General features: G+C 69.4%; 13 protein-coding genes and 1 tRNA gene. 5 read left to right on the forward strand and 9 right to left on the reverse strand.

All coding sequences use genetic code 11. The features are described 5' to 3' along the window. Positions 1 to 156 precede the first annotated feature (156 nt). Positions 157 to 354, forward strand: a complete 198-nt coding sequence (locus H0E82_RS11060) for a hypothetical protein (protein ID WP_180545503.1) — start codon at positions 157 to 159, stop codon at positions 352 to 354. A gap of 14 nt (positions 355 to 368) precedes the next feature. Here H0E82_RS11060 and H0E82_RS11065 read toward each other — a convergent pair whose 3' ends face one another. Beyond that, the gene (locus tag H0E82_RS11065) at positions 369 to 548 is read right to left on the reverse strand and encodes a CPXCG motif-containing cysteine-rich protein (protein WP_180545504.1); all 180 of its coding nucleotides are present in this window, start codon (positions 546 to 548) and stop codon (positions 369 to 371) included. A gap of 134 nt (positions 549 to 682) precedes the next feature. Between H0E82_RS11065 and H0E82_RS11070 the strand changes: the two genes are divergently transcribed. Beyond that, complete coding sequence (locus tag H0E82_RS11070) at positions 683 to 3,007, forward strand: FdhF/YdeP family oxidoreductase (RefSeq protein WP_180545505.1); 2,325 nt, start codon at positions 683 to 685, stop codon at positions 3,005 to 3,007. A 48-nt stretch (positions 3,008 to 3,055) separates the two neighbouring features. On the opposite strand, the gene H0E82_RS11075 is transcribed toward H0E82_RS11070, so the two are convergent. The 3 genes from H0E82_RS11075 to H0E82_RS11085 are packed head-to-tail and all read right to left on the reverse strand — an operon-like array spanning position 3,056 to position 6,203. Next, positions 3,056 to 4,123 carry an ATP-grasp domain-containing protein gene (locus H0E82_RS11075; RefSeq protein ID WP_219338506.1) on the reverse strand — a complete coding sequence of 356 codons (1,068 nt, stop codon included), beginning with the start codon at positions 4,121 to 4,123 and terminating at the stop codon, positions 3,056 to 3,058. After that, positions 4,120 to 5,340, reverse strand: a complete 1,221-nt coding sequence (locus tag H0E82_RS11080; RefSeq protein WP_180545506.1) for a tyrosine/phenylalanine carboxypeptidase domain-containing protein — start codon at positions 5,338 to 5,340, stop codon at positions 4,120 to 4,122. Before H0E82_RS11080 ends, H0E82_RS11075 begins: the two co-directional genes overlap by 4 nt. Next, positions 5,337 to 6,203, reverse strand: a complete 867-nt coding sequence (locus H0E82_RS11085) for an N-formylglutamate amidohydrolase (protein ID WP_180545507.1) — start codon at positions 6,201 to 6,203, stop codon at positions 5,337 to 5,339. The genes H0E82_RS11080 and H0E82_RS11085 overlap by 4 nt, the downstream gene beginning before the upstream one ends. A 193-nt stretch (positions 6,204 to 6,396) precedes the next feature. On the opposite strand from H0E82_RS11085, the gene H0E82_RS11090 reads away from it, so the two are divergent. Together H0E82_RS11090 and H0E82_RS11095 are read left to right on the forward strand one after the other, a co-directional pair. Continuing rightward, positions 6,397 to 8,538 carry a S46 family peptidase gene (locus H0E82_RS11090; RefSeq protein ID WP_180545508.1) on the forward strand — a complete coding sequence of 714 codons (2,142 nt, stop codon included), beginning with the start codon at positions 6,397 to 6,399 and terminating at the stop codon, positions 8,536 to 8,538. Positions 8,539 to 8,557: 19 nt separating this feature from the next. After that, positions 8,558 to 9,445 carry a pseudouridine synthase gene (locus tag H0E82_RS11095; protein ID WP_180545509.1) on the forward strand — a complete coding sequence of 296 codons (888 nt, stop codon included), beginning with the start codon at positions 8,558 to 8,560 and terminating at the stop codon, positions 9,443 to 9,445. Between the two features lie 6 nt (positions 9,446 to 9,451). Here H0E82_RS11095 and H0E82_RS11100 read toward each other — a convergent pair whose 3' ends face one another. Beyond that, positions 9,452 to 10,705, reverse strand: a complete 1,254-nt coding sequence (locus H0E82_RS11100) for a TIGR03862 family flavoprotein (protein ID WP_328797012.1) — start codon at positions 10,703 to 10,705, stop codon at positions 9,452 to 9,454. A gap of 98 nt (positions 10,706 to 10,803) precedes the next feature. On the opposite strand from H0E82_RS11100, the gene H0E82_RS11105 reads away from it, so the two are divergent. Next, on the forward strand, positions 10,804 to 11,067 hold the full coding sequence (locus H0E82_RS11105; protein ID WP_180545590.1) for a DksA/TraR family C4-type zinc finger protein: 264 nt from the start codon (positions 10,804 to 10,806) through the stop codon (positions 11,065 to 11,067). 199 nt (positions 11,068 to 11,266) lie between these two features. On the opposite strand, the gene H0E82_RS11110 is transcribed toward H0E82_RS11105, so the two are convergent. The 4 genes from H0E82_RS11110 to H0E82_RS11125 form a co-directional block, all read right to left on the reverse strand. Next, a complete protein-coding gene (locus H0E82_RS11110; protein WP_328797013.1) occupies positions 11,267 to 11,878 on the reverse strand; it encodes a mechanosensitive ion channel family protein in 612 nt (203 codons plus the stop codon). A 113-nt stretch (positions 11,879 to 11,991) separates the two neighbouring features. Continuing rightward, a complete protein-coding gene (locus H0E82_RS11115) occupies positions 11,992 to 12,501 on the reverse strand; it encodes a ferritin-like domain-containing protein (RefSeq protein WP_180545511.1) in 510 nt (169 codons plus the stop codon). 455 nt (positions 12,502 to 12,956) lie between these two features. Further along, positions 12,957 to 13,031 (reverse strand) — tRNA-Val (locus tag H0E82_RS11120). A gap of 130 nt (positions 13,032 to 13,161) precedes the next feature. Further along, positions 13,162 to 14,076, reverse strand: coding sequence for a restriction endonuclease (locus H0E82_RS11125; protein WP_180545512.1), 915 nt, complete (start codon positions 14,074 to 14,076; stop codon positions 13,162 to 13,164). Positions 14,077 to 14,096: the final 20 nt, after the last annotated feature.

The following is a 14,096-nucleotide window of genomic DNA, read 5'->3' on the forward strand; positions in this document are numbered from 1 at the left end:
TCGTATGTGCGGGACCGCGCATACGGTCCGCCATCGGGCGTGCGTTAACGCACAGACGGCGTGCCCGCGTGAGGCCACCGTGATCAGCTCGGTCGCAGGTCCATCGAGTCCGCGCGTGGCATTCCGGTGGCACGTGCCCATCCCATGGAGGGACGCATGAACGCGAACGATATCGAGCTTTGCCGGGTGTACGGGCAGATGTCGCGGGAATACCTGGGCGATGTCTCGTGGGAGCAGAGCGAGCCACGACTGCGGGAAGGGTGGAACCGTCTGCGACGGGATCCCGCCGTGGAGTGGGACCGCGCCGAACCGCTGGTGCGGACGTTCTGGAATCTCGCGCCGCGGATCGAGTGACCCGGACGGGGAGGTCAGTCCTCGCGCGTGCCGCGCAGGCGCGCCTCCGCGCCTTCGACATCGAGCTGCATGCTGATCGGCCGGCAGCACACCGGGCAGTCCTCGACGTATTCGGTCGAAGCCTCGCCCGGATCGACCAGCGCTTCGAAGCGCTCGTCGCACCATGGGCAGCGTACGGGCAGGGCAGTCCACATGCGCAGAGCATGACGCGGTACACGGTGGTGCGCGTGCCTGGGTGCACTGCGCGCGCCGAGGGTTGGGTCAGTGTTCACGTGTCCATGCGGGTTCGTCTTCTAGCGTATGGGGCTACTTCGCGCGGAGGACTTCGATGACGGGCACCCGGATCAAGCAGTACGACGGGCCGGCAGGCGGGTGGGGTTCGATGCAGTCGGTGCTGCGTCACGCGACCGGTGAGGACGTCCCGACCGCCGAGGGCGTGGTGCAGTTGCACCGGCAGAACAAGGTGGACGGATTCGCGTGCGTGAGTTGTTCCTGGGCCAAGCCGGCCGAGCCGCACCGTTTCGAGTTCTGCGAGAACGGCGCCAAGGCGACCATGTGGGAACTCGAGGAGGGCACGGCCGACGCGGGGTTCTTCGCGGCGCACACGCTCGAGGAGCTGCGCGCATGGCCGGACCATGATCTCGAAGCGCAGGGACGGCTGACCGAGCCGATGCGCCACGATGCCGCGCTCGACCGCTATGTGCCGATCTCGTGGGACGAGGCCTTCGCAACGATCGCGCGTGAGCTCGGCGCCCTGTCCGACGCGCCCGAGCGCGTCGTGTTCTACGCCTCGGGTCGCGCGTCGCTGGAAACCTCGTACATGTACGCACTGCTGGCCCGGCTCTACGGCAACAACAACCTGCCCGACAGCTCGAACATGTGCCACGAGAGCACGTCCGTCGGACTGCCGCGCAGCATCGGCGTTCCGGTGGGCACCGTGCTGCTGGAGGACTTCGATCACTGCGATTGCATCCTTTCGTTCGGGCAGAACGTGGGCGTCAACAGCCCGCGCATGCTGCATCCCCTGCAGGAGGCCGCGCGCCGGGGTGCGCAGATCATCACCTTCAATCCCCTCTACGAACGCGGATGGGAGCGCTTCACCAATCCGCAGGAACCGCTGGCGATGGCCACCGGCGCGTCGACGCGGATCAGCAATGCGTATTTTCCGGTGCGTGCCGGCGGGGATCTCGCGGTGATGCACGGCATCGCCAAGGCGCTGTTCGCACTGGACGATGCCGCCCGCTCCGACCCGGCGCGCGAGCGCGTGCTCGACGTGGGCTTCATCGAGGACCATACCGAGGGCTTCGACGTCTTCGAGCAGTCGGTGCGCAATTTCGAATGGAGCGAGATCGAGCGCGAATCCGGCCTGTCGCGGGCCGACATGGAAGGCGTCGCGGCGGTGTACGCGGCAGCGAAAGCCAGCATCCTGGTGTACGGAATGGGCCTGACCCAGCACCGGCACGGTGTCGACAACGTGCGGATGCTCTGCAACCTCGCACTGATGCTGGGGAACGTGGGACGCCCCGGCGCGGGCATCTGTCCGGTGCGGGGCCACTCCAACGTGCAGGGCCAGCGCACGGTGGGCATTTCCGAAAAACCCGAGCTGGTGCCGCTGGACCGGCTCGAAGCGCAGTACGGGTTCAGTGCGCCGCGCGAGAAGGGCGTGGACACGGTGGGCACGGTCGAAGGCGTGCTCGACGGTTCGGTGCGCGCATTCGTCGGCCTCGGCGGCAACTTCCTGCGTGCAGCGCCGGAAACCGTCCGCCTGGAAGCGGCATGGCGCGACCTGGCACTGACGGTGCAGGTCGCCACCAAGCTCAACCGCAGCCATCTCGTCTGCGGCCGGACCGCGCTGCTGCTGCCTTGCCTCGGCCGGCTGGAAAAGGACAACCAGCGCAGCGGCGACCAGTGCGTGACCATCGAGGACAGCACCACCTGCATCCACGCCTCGTTCGGAACCAGTGCGCCAGCCAGCGACCACCTCCGCTCGGAGCCGGCCATCGTCGCCGGAATCGCCCAGGCGCTCTGGCCGGACGACGCCCGTGTGCCCTGGCAGGCCTGGGTGGACGATTACGGGCTCGTCCGGGACGCGATCGAAGAGACCTATCCCGACCAGTTCCGCGACTTCAATGCCAGGCTGCATACACCGGGCGGATTCCCGCGTCCTGTCGCGGCGCGCGAGCGCCGCTGGGAGACGCCCAGCGGCAAGGCCCAGTTCCACGCGCCGGCACGGCTCTCGGCGACGGGCTTCGAGGATGCGGAGGGGCGCTACCGGCTGCTGACGATCCGCAGCAACGACCAGTTCAACACCACCGTGTACGGGTATCGGGACCGCTTCCGCGGGATCGAGGGCACGCGGCGCGTCGTGCTGATGCACGAGGACGATATCGCCGAGGCCGGCCTGACCGATGGCGAGCAGATCGCGCTGGTGTGCGATGCCGACGATGGTGTCGAGCGCCTGGTCGGCGGCCTGCGGGTGGTCCCGTATCTGATTCCGCGCGGCTGCATTGCCGCTTACTATCCCGAATGCAATCCGTTGATGCCGGTTGCCCACCATGCGATCGACAGCCATGTGCCGGCGGCGAAATCCATCCCGGTCCGCATCTCGCGTCGCACCGATGCGCCGGTGCCGGCGGGCCCGTCGCCCGACTGAGGGCCCTGGCGGCGCAGCGCAAATCGCCGCGCCGCCAGACCCGCCACCTCAGAGCATCGCCAGCTCGGCGTTGGAGAGGGTACGACCGTAGTGTGTGCGCAGGCGCAGCTTGCGCTCGAGATCGTCGAGAATCCGCCCGCTGAAATCGAGGCCGGTCAGCTCCTCGACCATGTTGATACCGCCCGGGGTGTCGACGTTCACTTCCATGAGCTTGTCGCCGACGATGTCCAGGCCGACGAAATACATGCCGTCCCGGATGAGCTTGGGTGCCACCAGCTCGGCCAGGCGCAGGGCATCCGCGTCCGGCACCGCCATCTCGTATTTGCCGCCGGCGCTGATGTTGCTCCGCGCATCGCCGCTGTCGTTGTAACGGCGGATGCAGGCGTAGGTGCCGTCGACCTCCAGCGGCCGCCCGTTGAGCATCAGCAGGCGCAGGTCGCCATCCTTGGCCCGCGGCAGGTATTCCTGCGCGATCGCGTATCCGTCGCGGGTCACGGCATCGATCATCTGGTTGAGGTTGCCGCCGCTCTCGGGCGTAACCACGAAGACCCCCTGGCCGCCCGAACCCTGCAGGGGTTTGATCACGCCGTAGCCTTCGCGCGCGTTGATGAAGGCCTTGATCTCGGCGGCGTCCCGGCTGATGCAGGTGACGGGACGCACCTCCTCGGGGAAATGCTGGAAGTAGGTCTTGTTGGAAGCGTCGGTCAGGTGGGCGGGATCGTTGAGCACCAGGGCCTGGCGCAGCGCCACCAGCTGCGAGAAGAGGAGTCCGCTCGACGGCGCCCAGGGGCGCTCGACCATCTCGTCGGCGGGATCGCTGCGCAGCATGAGCACGTCGAGCTCGTCGACCGAGATGCGTTCGATCGTGGCATCCGGGCCCTGGATCTCGGCGAGCAGCGCGGCATCGTCGGCGTACTCGTCCGCATGCGGCATCCGCGCACAGGCCCGCACCGTTCCGCAGGCGTCATAGGTGAAGTCGGCCAACCCGATCAGCGCCACGGCGTGCCCACGTGCGCGGGCCTTCCGGGCGAGGCGGATGGTGGTGTAGTTGTCCTGCTCGGTGGCGACGTCGTTGACGACGAAGCCGAGGCGCATGGGGGCGGGCGGTGCGGTCATTGTGGATGGGTCCTGGGGCAATGGGTCTGGAAGAGCCGGTCGACCGGGGTGCGCCGGCAGTCGGCGAGGCGCTCGGCGAAGTCTTCCGCGGCGGCGTACCGGGGCAGCAGGTCCGGCGGCACGATCCAGCCGTCGTCCAGCAGGGTGTCCAGCTGCTCGAGGTGCGTAAGGGCGAACTTGCCGAGAAACAGCGCATCGAACTCTCCGCCGGCCTCGAGATAGCGCAACAGATCGCGCAGACCACGCAGGTACACCGCGTCCTTGGTCAGGCCGCCCCCGCGCCGTGCACGGACCGCGACGTCGAAGGCATCGTCGGTGGGAAGCCGGTGGGTGTGGTGCAGGCAGTTGAAGATCGCCGGCAACTGCGCACCCTCCGCAGCCATGGCGGCCGCGACCACACGCGCGGCGAGCACCCGCAGGCGTTCGCCCGGCAGGAATCCCGCCAGGAACTCCGACAGCACACCGAGACCCTCCTGCATGGGGTCGTAGCCGGCGAGACCGACCTCCAGCTGTTGCAGGGCCTGGCGCCGCCCGTTGTGCCGGGTCACCACGTGCGTGCCGATCTCGTGCTGGATCAGCGGATCGATCCGCGCCCGCGGCAGGCGGATGTTGCCGTCGATGTAGAACCGGCCGTGGGAGACCATCAGCATCGAGTTGAGTTCGTCCTCCACGACCACGTCGATCCGGAAGTCCGGCGCCTGCGCCCGGTACCAGTCGATCTCGGCGTCGACCGCCGCACGTACATCGTCGATGCCCGCATCGGCGACCAGCGGGTCGCTGTCGGGAACGTCGGCGAGAATGGCTTCGGCGAGTGCGAGTAGCTCGGGCTCGACCGCACCGAACAGCGCGACGCTGGCGTCGACGAAGCCGGGCCGGTCGCGCTGCTGGACGAGATCGATCATGCGGCCGAGTTCGTGCTGCTTCTCGGCGAGCAGGTCGTGCAGTGCGGTCGGCGCGATCTCCGCGACCGGGAGCGCTGCGAGCTCGTGGCGCAAGCCGGCGAGGTCCACGTCCAGGTCGGAATAGCGCATGACCGGCTCGCGGGTGCGCCCGGTCGCTTCGAACGCACGCCACAGCGCGTCGCCTTCCAGCGGCGACAGGGCCACGAGCCAGTCCAGCTTGGCATCGAGCCGCGCGAGTGCCCCGTCAACGTGCGCCGCGACCGGCGGCAGCGGACGCGCGCGGGGCCGCGCGCCGCGGGTCACGGTCTCGCTCACGACAGGAATTCCGGGCGGACCGCGTCGACGGCATGTTGCAGTCCGTCACGCAAGGCGTACAGGGCCGGAATGTCGACCTGTCCGCTCCACTCGTCCATGAAGATCTTCTTGTACTCGGGCGAGATCGTGCACACGCGCTCGCCCCAGTGCGCGTAGACCCATTCGGGAAAATGACCGCCGGTGGGGAAGCGCACATTGCAGCGCACGTCCGGCAACGCGTTGCGCACCGGATGCCGGCGCAGCACGTTGGCGAACCGCCGTGCGGTGTCGCCCCAGCGGCGGGGATCGAGCGTGGTGATGCCCAGTTCGATGTCCGGGTTGTCGGCGGCCGCTGCAGGCGGTGCGTCGGGTCCGTCGCGCCGGTGGTTGTAGCTGTGGATGTCGATCAACAGTGCACAGCCCCAGCGTTCGACGGTCCGGTCGATGAGTTCGCCGGTCATGGCGTAGAAGCGGTCGTAGAGCGCGAGCGAAGCTTCGCGCTCGGTCTCGTCAAGGGGCGCACGCCAGACCTCGAGGCCCCAGGCGGCCTCCGGACTGGTGTAGATCGCCTGCGCACGCGGCCGGTTGAGATCCACCTCGAAACGCGAGCGACGCACCCGCAGGCGCACGTCGCCCACCTGGGTGAGCAGGCTGGTGAGCGGATCCTCCTCGCGCCAGCGCGCGGTGTCGTCCAGGGCGACCAGCGGCTGCAGCGATGGACGCAGCAGGTGGCCGTCATGGATCGCCGTGGCGATGACCGGACCATCGGAGACGATGAGGTCCCAGGCTTCTTCGCGCAGGCGCAGCGCCGGAGGTGTGGCGGCGCTGAGGAAGACTTCGGAATGGGGTTGACGTGGATCGGGCGTATCGAACATGTCGCGCATGCTCGCAGTGCCGGAATGATCCTCGTGTGACCATACGACAGCGCTTCTTTGACGCGCTGTTCACTTCACCGGCGAAACCGGCATGCCCGCGTGCCTCGCGGCGAGACCGCACATGGAACTGCCTCGCCGCGCGGCATTTGCCGCGCGGGGCGCGGGTGGCTATGGTCGCGGGCCGTCCTTCGCGCCGTCCGTCATGCCCTCACGTCGCCTGTTCTTCGCGCTCGCCGCCGTCCTGATCGCGCCCACGGCCCATGCCGACGAAGGCATGTGGATGCCCGGGCAGCTTGCCGAGATCGCTGCGGAGATGCGCAGCGCCGGTTTCCGTGGAGATGCACGCCGGCTCGCGGACGTCACCCGGCCGCCCCTGAGCGCCGTCGTGCGCGTCGGCGGCGGCACGGGGGCGTTCGTGTCGCAAGACGGGCTGCTGCTCACCAACCACCACGTCGCCTACGGCGTGATCCAGTACAACAGCCGCCCCGAGCAGGACATCATCGAGGCGGGCTTCGTCGCCGACGGCCGCGCCGGCGAGCGTGCCGCCAATCCCGACTTCCGCGTGCTGGTGACCGTGGGCTTCGACCGGGTGACCGACGACGTGCTGGCGGGCGCGCGCGGCCGCACCGGACGGGCCTACTTCGATGCGGTGGACACGGCGAGCAAGCGCATCGTCGCCGAGTGCGAGCAGTCCGGCGACGTGCGCTGCAGCGTCGCCAACATGTATTACGGCACCGATTTCTACCGCATCCGCCAGCTCGAGCTGCGCGACGTGCGCCTCGTGTACGCGCCGCCGCGCGCCATCGGCAACTACGGCGACGAGATCGACAACTTCATGTGGCCGCGGCATACCGGCGACTTCACCCTGCTGCGCGCCTACGTCGCTCCGGATGGCCGGCCCGCCGGCTTCAGCCCGGACAACGCGCCCTACGCGCCGCCCGCGCACCTGCGCGTCGCCACCACCGGCCTGCATGCAGGCGACTACGCGATGCTCGCGGGTTATCCGGGCATCACGTTCCGCCACCGGACGGCCGGGGAGTTCGCGCGGCAGGTGACGCACACGCTGCCGCAGCGCGTCGCCGTGTTCGACGCGCTCATCGCCGCGGTCGAAGCGGCGGGGCGCGACGACGCCGACGTGCGCACCCGCTATGCATCCCAGCTGCAGTCGTTGAAGAACAACCGCAAGCGCGCGGCCGGCGAGCTCGAAGGGTTGCTGCGCAGCGATGCGGTGCGCCAGCGCTCCGACGACGAAACGGCGATGCTCGCCCGGACGCGGGCCGACGAGCTGGGCGGGATCGAGGCCCTGCGCGCCGTGCTCGCCGAGGGCGACGCCGTCGCGGAGCGTGACCTGCTGCTGGGGCTGGTCGCCAGCCAGACCCAGCTGATGCGCGCGGCGCTGCTGCTCGAGCGGCTGCGTGTCGAGTCGGCCAAGCCCGACGCCGAGCGCGAGACCGGCTACCAGACGCGTGACCACGCCCTCATCGAAGGCGTGTTGCGCCAGGTCCAGCGCCGCTTTTCCCCCTCAGCCGAACAAGCGGTGCTGAGGACGTTGCTCGAACGCTATCAGCGCCTGCCGGACGCGCAGCGTCTGCCGGCCTTCGATGCCGCGTTCGGACGTACGCCCGACGCGCTGGCACGGGCTCTCGACGCGGTGTACGCCGCCAGCGCACTGGGTGACGAGGCGGCGCGCCTGTCGCGCTTCGCCGAGGCCCGCGACGGCCGTGCGCTCGAGGACGATCCACTGCTGGCCCTGGTCCGTCCGCTGGTGGCCGCGCAGCTCGAGGTCGAGGGCGCGCGCAAGGCCCGCGAAGGCGAGCTGCTGCGCCTGCGTCCGGCCTACATGCGCGCCCTGTTCGCGTGGCGCGCGGGGCAGGGCAGAGCGGTGTATCCGGATGCGAACGGGACCCTGCGCATCAGCTACGGACGCGTCGAGCCCCTGTCGCCACGCGACGCGGTGACCTATGCCCCCGTGACCACGGTGGCCGGGATCGTCGAGAAGCACACCGGAGCGGCCCCCTTCGACGCGCCGCAACCCCTGCTCGACGCCATCGCCCGCGGCGATTTCGCCGGGACCGCCGAAGCGTCGCTGGGCACGCAACCTGTGAACTTCCTCACCAATCTCGATACCACCGGTGGCAATTCCGGCTCGCCCGTACTCAACGCGCGCGGCGAGCTGGTCGGTCTGAACTTCGACAGCAACTGGGAATCGGTGAGTGCCAGCTGGTGGTTCGACCCCCGCATGAAGCGCGCCATCCACGTCGACATGCGCTATATGCGCTGGCTGATGGCGAAGGTCTATCCCGCGCCGGCGCTGCTCGAGGAAATGGGTCTTCCGGCGCAATGACGTCTGCCGCTGCATCGACGTGACCCGCGTCCCGCTGCCCGAACTCGACGGGGTGCCGGCGAGTCGCCTGCAACTTCCGCCGGGGCCGTGGGCGACGGTGCTCGACGCGCTGTGCGCCCGGTTCCCGGCCGTACCACGCGCGGTGTGGCAGTCCCGTTTCGACCGCGGACGCGTCCTCGACGCGACCGGCGCGCCGCTCGCCCGCCATGCCGCGCATCGTGCGGGCCTCGAGATCGGCTACTACCGCGAGGTCGTCGACGAGCCCCGGATCGAAGACGAGGCCCGGATCGTCTACGCGGACGCCCGGCTCGTGGTGGCTGACAAGCCGCACGGGCTGCCGGTGATGCCGGCAGGAAGATTCGTGACCCAGACGCTGCTGGCCCGGCTGCGTCGTGAACTCGGGATGCCGCACCTCGTGCCGCTGCACCGTCTGGATCGTGCGACCGCCGGCCTGGTGATGTTCTCGGCGGATCCGGCCACCCGCGCCGCTTACCACGCGTTGTTCCAGGAGCGTCGCGTCGTCAAACGGTACGAGGCTCTCGCGCCCGCGTTGACGGGAATCGACTTTCCGCATCGCCGCTGCAGCAGGATCGAACGCGGCGAGCCGTTCTTCCGCATGCGCGAGGCGGACGGACCCGCGAACAGCGAGACCGTGGTCGAGGTGATCGAACGCGCGGGCGCGACCTGGCGCTACGCCCTGACGCCGGTGACCGGCCGCAAGCATCAGCTGCGCCTGCACATGGCCGTCCTGGGTGCACCGATCCTGCACGACCCCTGGTATCCGACCCTCCAGGACGCCCGACCGGATGCGCCGCCGCTGCAGCTGCTCGCGCGGGCGCTGGCGTTCGACGACCCGCACGACGGCACACCGCGGCAGTTCGTGTCCGGACGTGGCCTCGGCGGATGAACGCGCTCAGGCCGGGCGCTCGCCCAGCCAGGCCAGCGCGCCGTCGGCGGCGGCCCGTGCACTCGCGAAGCAACCCGTGAGCAGGTAGCCGCCGGTCGGCGCCTCCCAGTCCAGCATCTCCCCCGCCACGAAGGTCCCGGGCAGGGTGCGCACCATGAGGCCCTCATCCACCGCTTCCAGGCGCACGCCGCCTGCGCTGCTGATGGCTTCGTCGATCGGACGCGGCGCATGCAACCGCAAGGGCAGGCGCTTGATCACGGGCGCCACGCGTAGGGGATCGGCAAATGCATCGCGATCGAGCACCTCGAACAGCAGCGCGGTCTTCGCCGCGTCCAGTCCGGTCGCGCGGCGGAGGTGTTCACCGATGCTTCGTCGGCCACGGGGGCGCGCCAGATCGAGGGTCAGCCGTGCGAGATCGCGGCCCGGCGCAAGGTCGAGCGCGATGTCGACGTGTCCGTCGCGCTCGATGACGTCGCGCAGGTCCGCCGACGCCGCGTAGATCGCGCTGCCCTCGATGCCGGTGGCGGTCAGGACGCACTCCCCCTGCAGCGCGCGGTCCGCGCCGGACGGGGCCTGCCAGTGCAGCACGACCGGCTTGAGCGCCGCGCCGGCATGGCGCTGCGCCAGATGCGCGCTCCATCCGATATCGAAGCCGCAGTTCGCCGGCCGCAACGCGGCGACCTCCACACCCTGCGCGCGCAAGATCGGCACCCACGCGCCATCCGAGCCGAGTTCCGGCCAGCTCGCACCGCCGAGGGCCAGCACCGTGGCATCCGTGCCGTGAAGGCGTTCGCCCTGCGGGGTGTCGAAGCGCAGGCGGCCGTCGGCGTCCCAGCCGGTCCAGCGATGGTGGACGTGGATGCGCACGCCCGCATCGCGCAGCGCGCGGACCCAGCCGCGCAGCAACGGTGCTGCCTTCAGGTCGGTCGGGAAGACGCGCCCGGAGCTTCCGACGAAGGTCGGCACGCCGCGCGCTGCGGCCCAGTCACGCAGGGCCTGTGCATCGAACGTGTCGAGCCAGCGCGCCATCGCATCCCGGCGCGCGCCGAAGCGTGCGTCGAAGTCCGGTCGCGGCTCGGAGTGGGTGAGGTTGAGGCCGCCCTTGCCGGCGATCAGGAACTTGCGGCCGACCGAGCCCTTGGCGTCGAACAGATCCACGTCGACGCCTGCGGCGCGGACACGTTCGGCGACGTAGAGCCCGGCCGGGCCTCCGCCGACGATCGCAAGACGCGGCGTGATGGGGGCAGGGGAGGGGGACACGGAGGCCATCCGCCATTATGCCGGGCGGCCACGCTCATCCCCGGGCGACGCCCGGCTTGCTAGCGTCCCCACTCCAGATGATCCACGAGGATTCCGCCATGGCGACCGGATGGGCTGGCGACGGTGCGGTACAGGACCAGATCGATGCGACGGTCGAAGATGCGATCCGGCGCGCGCGTACCCGCCTGCGCACCGGCCCTGGCCTGAGCCATTGCGAAGAGTGTGAGGCTCCGATTCCCGAGGCCAGACGCAAGGCTGTGCCGGGGGTGCGTCTGTGCGTCGACTGCCAGTCCGCGCAGGACGAGGATGCGGCGAGTGCCGGCTACAACCGGCGCGGCAGCAAGGACAGTCAACTGCGTTGAATGGTATGTCGGCGTGCCGGCGGCGCTGGCTGCCGGGCGTGCGCGCGCGTCTTCGGACCGGCGTGGTCACGACTCCCCGCGGTCGCGTCGTTTCACGAACGCGATATGCGGATCCCACTCCAGGCACGAATCCGCAGTCGCGTGCGCAGGGTCGAACCGCCCGGGCGTCGGGATGCCTGGACACCGGCCATGCGGTGCCTCAGACATCCAGTGGATCGGCCTTTCGTGCGTAGGCAGCGCCCGTGGGCGGCAGCGCGCCTCCGCGCCATCTGCGCAGCGCACGCTGGAAGAACAGGCTGTTCGGAATCTGAAGTACCGTGCCTGCGCCCTCGCCGTCATCGGTCTCGCGCAGGGTGGTGTAGACCAGATTGATGTCCACGACCTTGCCGCGCAGGCCGGGCTTCTCGCCGCTTTCGAGCAGCTCGACGTGATCGTAGAGACGGAACGGGCGCGTAGTGAGGATGAGCATCGTGCAGAAGATGTTCGACAGCACGCTCCACGCGGCGAAAAACGCAACCGCCGCCACCGCGGCAAACCCGGTGAAGGCGGTCCAGAGCACGGTGCCGGAAACGCCGAGGCGCTCGAGTACGAGCAGGAACGCGCCTGCATAGATCAGGAACGATGCGACCCGTCGGGCCCCGACCGCGGCTTCCGGGGGAAGCGTGTAGCGGTGCCCGACCCGCTCGATGAGCCGCCGCGCGACAAGCGCGAGCATCCAGGCCACCAGCAGGATGCCGAGGATCTGGGCGGTGGGGACGACGATGTCCAGCCAGTCGTGCAGCCAGGCGGGAAGACGATCGGATTGCAGCACACCGGCTCCGGCGAACGGGGACGGCGCATTCTAGAGGGATGGTCCGCGGTCGTGGGTCGTCCGAAGACGGAAACCGTCGAGGGACCGCGTCAGCGGCCCCCCGACGGCCTCGCTCACTTCTTCGCTTCGGTGTTCTCCGCGGCGTCGCGCTGCATGAACTGGACGGTGATCGACGGAATATGCTCGAGAAGCCACTGCGCCATCGCCTCTTCCTGCGGCAGGATCTGCCGGGCCACGTTCGCGGTCTCGGTATCGCCGACAGCCTCGGCGGCCGCGATCAGCGATGTGTAGCTCGCGATCTCGAGCGACTCGAACACGTAACTGGCGATGGCGCCCTTGACCACCTCGTCGGAGTTGGCCGCGCCGCCGATGGCCTGGCCGAATGCGGCGACCTTGCCCATCATGTCCTTCATGACCGAGGGCGATTCGCCGAGGCGCTCGAAGCAGCGCTCGAGCAGCGCCTGCTGGCCACGGGTTTCCTCGAGATGCTGTTCGATGCGTTGGCGCAGCTCCGGATAGTGTTCGATCCGGCCCGCCTGGGCCTTGAGCATCTGTTCGGCCTGCTGCTCCATCGCATGGGCATTGCGCAGCCAGTCGACGAGGTTCGCTTTGGGATCGGTCATCGGTATCTCCAGGGTGGATGGGGGCGAGAACGGGAAGAGCCGCGGGTTCGCAGCCTGTTTCATTGCTCGAGCCCGGGCGGCGGGGCTCTCCCCTGAAGTCGGGGAACGTGGACGCCTCCGTCCGCAAGCGCGCGCTTCAGTGGGTGGGCCCGAGCTCGCCAGCTCGTCGGCGACCCCTCCGGTTCAAATTGCATCGTGGTCCGCACCTGCGCGCGCAGACGTGAAGCGTCTGCAGGGCGCGCGTTCGCAGGCTGCACTTGTTGAGCGGTCAGTGTCGCGCTGCACGCATGCCATTGACACTGGTGGGCAAGCGCTTCTCGCGACGCTTCGGTGCAGGCCCCCGCATGCGTCACACGCGCGGGTCGTCCCAGGAGCGCCGAGGCGGACCAGGCCACCCGTTCGGGCCCAACGCAAAAACCCCGCCGAGGCGGGGTTCTGTCGGAACGTACGTGATCTGGTGGGCGGTACAGGGATCGAACCTGTGACCCTTGCCGTGTGAAGGCAATGCTCTACCGCTGAGCTAACCGCCCGGATACTTCGCCAGGCCGGCGAGATCGGATGCGCATTCTACGTACGGAGCCATCGCGCGGCAAGCGCCGTGAACACGTGCAGTCGACCCCTCGGCTGCGGACAGGCGCAGACAGCGTGTACCCGGGCCGGTCAGAAGCTCCTGCACTGCAGGAACCGGGTCTGCTGGGCGCTGCCCGGCGGCGGAGTGAGCTGGATTCGCGAGGCGGTGAGATCCGGCTGGCGCAGGACGAGCGCGCAGATGCCGTCGACCGCTGCCTTGTCATCCGTCCGCGGCACGAACACCTGCAGGGTCGAAGCGCTCACCCAGATCGCACGGTCCACCCAGGGAAGGGTGCCGACCGCGCTGGCGAGATCGGCGCGCTGGGTCTCCACGGCCAGACGGGGCGGCTCGGCGATGTGCTCGGGCTCTGCCTGCGTGGCGGGTGCGGCCGTCGTCGGGGTGACGCGAGGTGCGGTGTCCCGCGGCGCCGGCATGGCGAGGTAGGTGGCGACACCCGCGAGCAGCGCGAGCAACCAGCCGAGCAGAATGCGTCGGCGGGCCTGCGTGCCGGTCCGGCTGTGGATCTCGGCGAGATCCCCGGCCGGCATCAGATCGCGGAGTTCGGGCCACAAGGCCTCGCCGTCGAGCAGCTCGATGCGGTGGCGCCCGGCCAGGCGACGCGCCTCGTCGTCGATCCGTCCCTGGGTCACCAGCAGGCCGCCGGTCGCGCCCTTGAGCAGCATGTCGCTCGACAGGGCCTGCACCGCATTGCGCCCGAGTACGAAGGTCGCGCCGTGCTTGCACGAAAGCAGCCAGCGCCCATCCGCATGCTCGAGCACGTAATCGGTGTCGCCGATCGCTTCGCCGGTGCCCAGCGTGTGTACGAAGCCGCGCTGCTGGAGCGCCTGCAACACCATGCCGATGAAGCCGCGCCACGAGATCGCCGACAGCGCGACGATCCCGGCTGCGGTTTCGTCACGGCGGCGCTGGATGGTATGGAAGTACAGGGTCGCGCCGGTTCCGATGGCCAGCGCCACCCCGATCGCGACAAGCCATTGGGACATCATTCGGGAACATCTGGGCG

The sequence above is a fragment of the Luteimonas deserti genome (assembly GCF_013425765.1).
Taxonomy (GTDB): Bacteria; Pseudomonadota; Gammaproteobacteria; order Xanthomonadales; family Xanthomonadaceae; genus Luteimonas; species Luteimonas deserti.

Excerpts from the sequence above, each read along its gene's own strand:
- H0E82_RS11060 (WP_180545503.1), top strand. The coding sequence starts at position 157 with ATGAACGCGAACGATATCGAGCTTTGCCGGGTGTACGGGCAGATGTCG.
- H0E82_RS11065 (WP_180545504.1), bottom strand. The coding sequence starts at position 548 with ATGTGGACTGCCCTGCCCGTACGCTGCCCATGGTGCGACGAGCGCTTC.
- H0E82_RS11070 (WP_180545505.1), top strand. The coding sequence starts at position 683 with ATGACGGGCACCCGGATCAAGCAGTACGACGGGCCGGCAGGCGGGTGG.
- H0E82_RS11075 (WP_219338506.1), bottom strand. The coding sequence starts at position 4,123 with ATGACCGCACCGCCCGCCCCCATGCGCCTCGGCTTCGTCGTCAACGAC.
- H0E82_RS11085 (WP_180545507.1), bottom strand. The coding sequence starts at position 6,203 with ATGCGCGACATGTTCGATACGCCCGATCCACGTCAACCCCATTCCGAA.
- H0E82_RS11090 (WP_180545508.1), top strand. The coding sequence starts at position 6,397 with ATGCCCTCACGTCGCCTGTTCTTCGCGCTCGCCGCCGTCCTGATCGCG.
- H0E82_RS11105 (WP_180545590.1), top strand. The coding sequence starts at position 10,804 with ATGGCGACCGGATGGGCTGGCGACGGTGCGGTACAGGACCAGATCGAT.
- H0E82_RS11115 (WP_180545511.1), bottom strand. The coding sequence starts at position 12,501 with ATGACCGATCCCAAAGCGAACCTCGTCGACTGGCTGCGCAATGCCCAT.
- H0E82_RS11125 (WP_180545512.1), bottom strand. The coding sequence starts at position 14,076 with ATGTCCCAATGGCTTGTCGCGATCGGGGTGGCGCTGGCCATCGGAACC.